The organism is Nguyenibacter vanlangensis, assembly GCF_013376155.1.
Lineage (GTDB): Bacteria > Pseudomonadota > Alphaproteobacteria > Acetobacterales > Acetobacteraceae > Gluconacetobacter > Gluconacetobacter vanlangensis.
This window is the reverse complement of the sequence record NZ_JABXXP010000268.1, coordinates 1-3,759: the sequence shown is the minus strand read 5'-3', so window position 1 is coordinate 3,759 and position 3,759 is coordinate 1. Positions and strand designations below refer to the sequence as shown.

Below are 3,759 nucleotides of genomic sequence, written 5' to 3'. Positions count from 1 at the left end.
CCGGCAGGCGCAGCGCCAGGCGGCTCGCCAGCCGCGTCCAGGCATGGTTCACCGACAGGGCCAGCCCGTGCAGCACGCCCCAGGCCACGAAGGTCCAGCCCGCCCCGTGCCACAAGCCTCCCAGCGCCATGGTGGCGAACAGGTTGGCGCTCTGCCGCACCGCCCCGTGCCGATTGCCCCCCAGCGGGATATAGAGGTAATCGCGCAGGAAGCGCGACAGCGTCATGTGCCAGCGCTGCCAGAACTGCCGGATGCTGGTCGCGCGGTAGGGCACGTCGAAATTGAACGGCAGCCGCAGCCCGAACAGCAGCGCCATGCCGATCGCCATGTCGGAATAGCCGGAAAAATCGAAGAAGATTTCCAGCGTATAGGACAGCGCCGCCACCCATCCCTGCGCCAGGTTCAGCGCCGCGCCATGCGCCGCCTGGTCGAAGAGCGGATTGCAGGTCTGGGCCAGCGTATCCGCCAGCCCGACCTTCTTGGCCAGTCCCAGCAGCAGCAGCATGGCCCCGCGTGAAAGGTTTTCCCACAGGTCCGGCCCGTGCGGGTCGGTGTCGAATTGCGGCACGATCTCATGATGGCGGACGATGGGGCCCGCGATCAGTTGCGGAAAGAAGGTAACGAATTCAAGGAAGTCCAGCGCGCTGCGCACCGGCCGCGCGCCGCGCAGCAGGTCGGCGTGATAGGCGATCTTCTGGAACGTGAAGAAGGAAATGCCCAGCGGCAACGTGATCGCCCAGGCCAGGTGCCGCCAGCCGGCCAGATGCGCCACGCTGTCGGCGAAGAAGTTGGCGTATTTGAAAAACCCGAGCGTCAGCAGGTTGATGACGATTCCGCCGATCGGCCAGATGCGCCGGCCGCTGGCCGCCCAGGCCCGGCCCAGTCCCCAGTTCAGCAGGGTCAGCGCCACCAGCGCGGGCACGAAGCGCCAGTTCCAGAACCCGTAGAACAGCAGCGACGCGCCCACCAGGACGAGCTGCCGTGCTACGCGGCGTCCAGCGCACAGATGAAACAGCAGCAGCGTCGCCGGCAGAAAGCCCAGCAGGAAAGACTGAGTCGTAAACAGCATCTATCGGAACGCGGCCTTATTGGTGGCGAAAGGTCACGACCAGGACGTCGCGATAGGCCGGCTGGGCGGGGTCGATCGGCCGGACGGCGGTGACCCCATGATAGACGCGATTATCGTCGACCAGCGCCGCGTCCAGCGGCTCGGCCAGCATGAAATGCCCGATCTCGCGCCGATGCAGGTCGTGGATGGACGTCTCGCCGCTGGCCACGTTCTCGCGCCGCACCATCAGCACCAGCACCCAGTCCACGCCGTCGCGATGCAGCCCCTCGGGCGTGGGCTCGCCCGGCTCGTCCGGGCGGGCCTCGATGCGGAACTGGTGGATCTCGGCATGCCAGGTGTCCGGCTGCCCCGCCGGCGCCGTCAGGTCCGTCGCCACCCGCTGCATCAGGCGCAGGATGGCCATCAGCGCCGGGTGGGCGCCGATCGCGTCCTCGACGGGACGGAACCAGCGTTCGATTCCGCCATTCAACTCGTTGTAATCGCGGCTCTGATAATGCGGCTGGTGCTTCTTGCGCTCGATCCCCTCCGCCGAGACGGCGAAGGTCGCGTGGCGCCGCCGGCGATACCGCCCGCCATCGGCCATGTAGCGATCCAGCCCCAGCCGGTTCCAGCTTGCGGCGAAACCCTCCCAGTCCGCCAGGCCGTACGACGCCAGCATCGGGCGGATATCGGCCGCCCGCAGGAAGCTGAATCCCTCGGTGCGCAGATGTTCTTCCAGCGGCGGAAGTTCGGGCAGCGGCGGTTCGGGCGCGGGCAGGGGCGGCGTGCTGTCTTCACTCATGGGTCTTGTCCGGATCGGGGGCGTTGGTGTTCGCGGGCGGGGCCGCGGGCCGATCCCCCTCGACGCGCAGCGGGCTACCGCCGAAATTGCTCAGCAGGGAAACGGCGGTCGGCATCGGGAACTTGACCTTTTCCCTGACCATGCGCAGCCCCAGCCGGCGATTATATTCGCGTGACACCTTCCATTTGTTCCCCGCCGTGGTGCGGAACGAGCCGATCAGCTTGGCGCCGTTGCCGTCGGCGCTGTCCAGGCCCAGGAACGTGAAATCGGTCAGGATCATCGGCCCGAATGCCTCGTCGGCGCGCAGTTCGGCCACCTGGTCGGCCAGGATCGCCGCCACGCGGTCGGGGTCCTCGCCCAGATCCAGCATGAAGGTCACGATCACGACGTTGAAGTCGCGCGAGGTGTTGGCGACCGAGGTGACGGACGAGAACGGAATGATATGCACGTCGCCCGACGTGGTCCGCAGGCGCAGGGTGCGGATCGACAGATGCTCGACCGTGCCGGACACGCCGCCCGCCGTCACCCAGTCGCCCACCTGCATGGCATTTTCCACCAGCATGAAGAAACCGGTGATGAAATCCTTGACCAGGCTCTGTGACCCGAAGGCGATCGCGGCACCCAGGATGCCCGCGCCGGTCAGCAGCGGCGTCACGTTCAGCCCGATCTGCGACAGGGTCGTCACCGCGACGATGATGATGATGACCGTCAGCAGCACCGTGCGGATGATCGGCAGCACGGTGCGCAGCCGCACCGCGCGCGACAGCTGCTCGGTGTCTTCATAGCGCCTGACCTGCCGTTGCAGCGCCGCGTTCGCGGACTCCCACACCAGGGCGGCCACCGTGATGGCGATCAGGATCGACAGGATCGCCGCCAGGATCTGCGTGCCCAGCGTGCCGTGCAGGAAGAAGGCGACGCTGGGAATGCCCCAGGCCTGCATCAGGACCACGATCGTGACGAAGACCAGCAGGCTGGACAGCACGCGCCGCGCGAACGGGTAATAGTAATCGGCCCGCGCCTGCAGCCCCGGATAGCGTATCTCGGTCTCGTCACTGATGTGGAACAGCCGGTTCTGCGCGCCGAACGCCAGCACCGCCGCCACCCGCGACAGCAGGATGACCAGGACCGTCATCAGGGTGGTACGCCAGATCCAGCTATAGCCGCCGCGCAATTGCGTGGCCCAGACCAGCCACAGCGCCAGGTCGAACACCATGGCGGGCAGCCACCAGAACCGCGCCATATGGGCCAGGATGCTCCAGAAGGTCCGCTTGCGCAGCCGCGACGGCGGTTGCAGCGCGTTGGCCACCGGCATGCGGATCCGCCAGATGAACACCGCGATCAGGATATGCTCGATCAGCACGATCGCGCGGATCAGTGCCTGGGTGCCGCGCGGCGGCATGTGGAACAGCACGCCCAGCGACGACAGGCAGACGACGATCGAGCCCACGGCGACCAGCAGGTTCCACCAGCGGGTGACGATCCGCGCCGTGCGGTCCGATGCCCGGCACAGCCGGATCGTCGGCGATTTCGGCACCATGACCATCTCGACCAGCAGGCAGATCATCCGTGCCGCGACATAGGCGTTGGTCACCATCAACGTGACCAGTTCGGCCTGCTCGTCGCCCACGATCGCGGCGCCCGCATAGCCGATGCCCAGGAACAGCGCCACCGGCAGCAGCTTGATCAGCAGATGCAGTAGCGAGAAGGGCACCCGCCGTAGGATGCGCAGCGTCTCGTGCTGCTTGCGGTCGTCCTGCCGCCGCGTGTCCTGCGTTTCCTGCTGCGTCTCGTCCTGCGGGACGGGTTCGGGGCGGGCTTGCGCCTCTTCCTGCGCCTCGCGGTGGTTCAGCCGCCGTTCGGCCTCGATCGCGCGGCCGGTCACCGCCCGCAGGGGGCGGCGCAGCAGGAT

At 67.3% G+C, this 3,759-nt stretch carries 3 protein-coding genes; all 3 read right to left on the bottom strand.

Going from position 1 to position 3,759, the window contains the following annotated elements:
• Positions 1–1,069: MBOAT family O-acyltransferase (locus tag HUK84_RS12155; protein WP_176640525.1), on the bottom strand; the 1,069-nt coding region annotated here is incomplete at its 3' end.
• A 16-nt stretch (positions 1,070–1,085) separates the two neighbouring features.
• Positions 1,086–1,850 carry a 2OG-Fe dioxygenase family protein gene (locus tag HUK84_RS12150; RefSeq protein ID WP_176640524.1) on the bottom strand — a complete coding sequence of 255 codons (765 nt, stop codon included), beginning with the start codon at positions 1,848–1,850 and terminating at the stop codon, positions 1,086–1,088.
• Positions 1,843–3,759, bottom strand: a 1,917-nt coding sequence (locus tag HUK84_RS12145; RefSeq protein WP_176640523.1) for a mechanosensitive ion channel family protein, incomplete at its 5' end; no start/stop codon positions are given. The genes HUK84_RS12145 and HUK84_RS12150, both read right to left, overlap by 8 nt.

Coding starts and splice junctions, on each gene's coding strand:
- HUK84_RS12150 (WP_176640524.1), bottom strand. CDS start 1,850: ATGAGTGAAGACAGCACGCCGCCCCTGCCCGCGCCCGAACCGCCGCTG.